The sequence below is a fragment of the Streptomyces sp. NRRL S-495 genome (assembly GCF_000966955.1).
GTDB lineage: Bacteria > Actinomycetota > Actinomycetes > Streptomycetales > Streptomycetaceae > Kitasatospora > Kitasatospora purpeofusca.
In genome coordinates this window covers 1-2,752 of sequence record NZ_JZWY01000008.1, presented here as the reverse complement: position 1 = coordinate 2,752, position 2,752 = coordinate 1, and the positions used below count along the sequence as shown (strand labels likewise).

General features: G+C 75.4%; 2 protein-coding genes. Both read right to left on the bottom strand.

Annotation, left to right across the window (positions count from 1 at the left end; genetic code table 11):
* Positions 1-2,311, bottom strand: a 2,311-nt coding sequence (locus VR45_RS00915; RefSeq protein ID WP_199925880.1) for a CDP-glycerol glycerophosphotransferase family protein, incomplete at its 3' end; no start/stop codon positions are given.
* Positions 2,312-2,512: 201 nt separating this feature from the next.
* A partial coding sequence (locus tag VR45_RS00910; RefSeq protein WP_045937745.1) for a CDP-glycerol glycerophosphotransferase family protein occupies positions 2,513-2,752 on the bottom strand: 240 nt, incomplete at its 5' end.

Here is a 2,752-nt window from a genome sequence, read left to right as displayed (position 1 = left end):
AGTCGAAGGCGAAGCCGCGCAGGCCGTCCCGGTAGTGCGCCAGGTCGTAGGTGAAGAACAGCACCGGCCGGCCGGTGACCGCGAAGTCGAACAGGATCGACGAGTAGTCCGTCACCAGGACGTCGGCGATCAGCAGCAGTTCCTGGACGTCCGGGTAGTCGGCGCAGTCGATCGCGAAGCCGTCCCCGGTGCCGGTCAGCGGCTCGCGGACGTGCGCGTGCGGCCGCAGCAGCAGCACATGGTCCCCGCCGAGCGCCTGCCGGGCCCGGTCGAGGTCGAGCCGCAGGTCGAGCCGGAAGCCGTCGCCGTCCGGGCGCGGCCGGTCCTCCCGCCAGGTCGGCGCGTAGAGCACCACCCGCCGGCCCGCCGGGATCCCCAGCCGGCGCCGGACGGCGGCCGCCCGGCGCGGGTCGGGGCGGGCCAGCACGTCGTTGCGCGGGTAGCCGGACTCCAGGATCTCGCCCCGGTAGCGGAAGGCCCGGCGCAGGATCGGGGTGGCGAAGGGGCTGGGGGAGAGCAGCAGGCTCCAGTGCGGGGTCTCCCGGTCGAGGGCCGCGAGGTAGCCGTGGTCGGCGAGCCAGGGGTTCTCGACGTCGTGGGCGATCCGCTTGAGCAGGGCGCCGTGCCAGGTCTGCACGACGACCTGGCCGGGGCGCCGGCGCAGGAAGTCCGGGAAGTGGGTGTTGCCGACGAGGTAGCGGCTGGTGGCCAGGGCCCGGTACCACTCGGGGCTCCAGACCCGGACGGCGCGGACTCCGGGCGGCAGCTCGGCCTGGGCGTCGTCGACCACCCACAGGTGCTCCAGCGGCGTGCCCCGGCGGGCGAGTTCGGTGTGCACGGCACGCGGTGAGTCGGCGTAGCCGCGGCCGCCGAAGACGTCGTAGAGCACGGCCTCGCGCAGCGGTTCGCGGCAGGCGGCCGGGTAGCCGGCGGTGCGCTGGCGGGCCTGGGTCCAGGCGCTGCGCTCGGCGGCGGTGAGCACGGGGGTGGAGTCCAGCAGCAGGGTGTCGTGCCAGCGGCGCTCCAGCAGGATCCGTTTGCCGCCGGCCAGGGTGGCGGCGGGCAGCGCGGCCAGGACGGCGGGCGAGGCGGTCAGCGGGCGGGCCGGTCCCGGCCGGCCGACGGGCTCCAGGGTGGCTTCCCACAGGCCCTTGCGCAGGGGCAGCGCGGTGCCGTCGGAGCCGGTGCGGGTGGCGGGCAGCCGGATCGTGAACCGCCGGCCCGGGCCGGTCTCGACCGGGTGGCGGACCTCGCCGCCGGTGCCGTTGTGCCGCAGGACGAGCTCCAGCGGGCCGTCGGTGGTGCAGTGGCCGGTGAGTTCGAAGCCGCCGGCCCGGGTGGTGAGCCGCTCGACCCAGCCGGCGGCGGGCCGGACGCAGAGCTGGAGCCGGCCGTCGGCGAGGTGTTTGAGGTGCAGGGCCCGGTCCTCGGCCCCGGGCAGCGGGTGCTGGCCGGAGACCGGCCCGCCGCGCTCGTCCAGCACGAGCGGCTCGGCGGTGCCGTCGGGGTGGACCAACGCGGCGTCCCAGTGCTCCAGTTCGGCGGCGCCGCGCCCGTCGGCGGTGAACGGCGCGTACGGCAGCCGGACGCCGCGGGTCCGTCCGGTGCCGGTGGCGGGCCGGATCAGGACGGTGCCGCTCTCGCGGTGGCGCAGCCGGAACGCGGTCCGGTCCGGGAGCGGCTCGGCGGCGGTGAGGTGCAGGTCGATCCCGTCGGGGCCGGGGACGGCCCGGGTGAGGCGGACGGCGGGGCGTTCGAGCCGCACGGCGAGCCGGCCGTCGGCGAAGTACGGCTGGAGCCGCACGTCGTGGTCGACCCAGCGGGCGGGCGGGTACTCGCCGGAGCCGCACCAGTGCGGGGCGAGGCCGCCGTACTGGCGGCGCAGCCGGGTGGGGCGGGCGAGGGTGAACAGGGTGGCCTCGACGGTCCAGTCGCCGAGCAGCCAGCCGTCGGCGGTGCGCAGCCGGCGCGGCTCCACCAGGCCGGTGAAGCCGGCCCAGTCGTGGTTGTGCTCGGGCTGGGCGCTGTCGTCGGTGATCTCGGGGAGCCGGCGGGGCCTGGTGGGGAGGTGGAGGGGCGTGCCGAGGCCGTCGGGGCGCAGGGTCAGCCAGGTCCAGGCCGAGCCGGGGCGGGCGGTGGACCGGTCGTCGGGGCGGGCGAAGCCGGTGAGCTCCAGGCCGCGGGAGGACCAGCGGGCGCGCAGCAGTCCGAAGGCGGCGTGCTCCTGCTCGCCCGGCAGCGGGGTGCCGAAGCGCGGGTCGCCGAACCGGGGGGCGGCGTGCGGGAGGACGAACCGGGTGAGGACAGCCATTTCCACGGACCTTTCTCGGCGAGAATTTCCATCTCACCCGGAAAAGTATCCGAGGTCAATTTGAGAATTGACTGTGAATTAGCTGGCGAGTTCGTTCGGGAAACTCCAGTTCGAAATCCGGGAAATGCGAGGGCCGGGAATGCGAAAGGCGCCCGACGCGGAATGTGCGGCGGGCGCCCTCCACCGGGCGGGAATTCCCGGTCAGGCCTCGCGGCTCAGCATGGCGTCCACCGCCCGGGCGGCGGCGTGGCCGTCGTCCAGGTCGCAGTACTTGTCGCGGAACGCCGCGTACTTCCCGGCGTACTCGGCGGTGACCTCGTCCACCCGGCCGAGCGCGGCCACCAGCTCCTCGGACGTGGCCAGCAGCGGGCCGGGCGCGTCCGCCTCGAAGTCCAGCGAGAAACCGCGCAGGTTGTCGCGGTAGTGCGCCAGGTCGTAGGT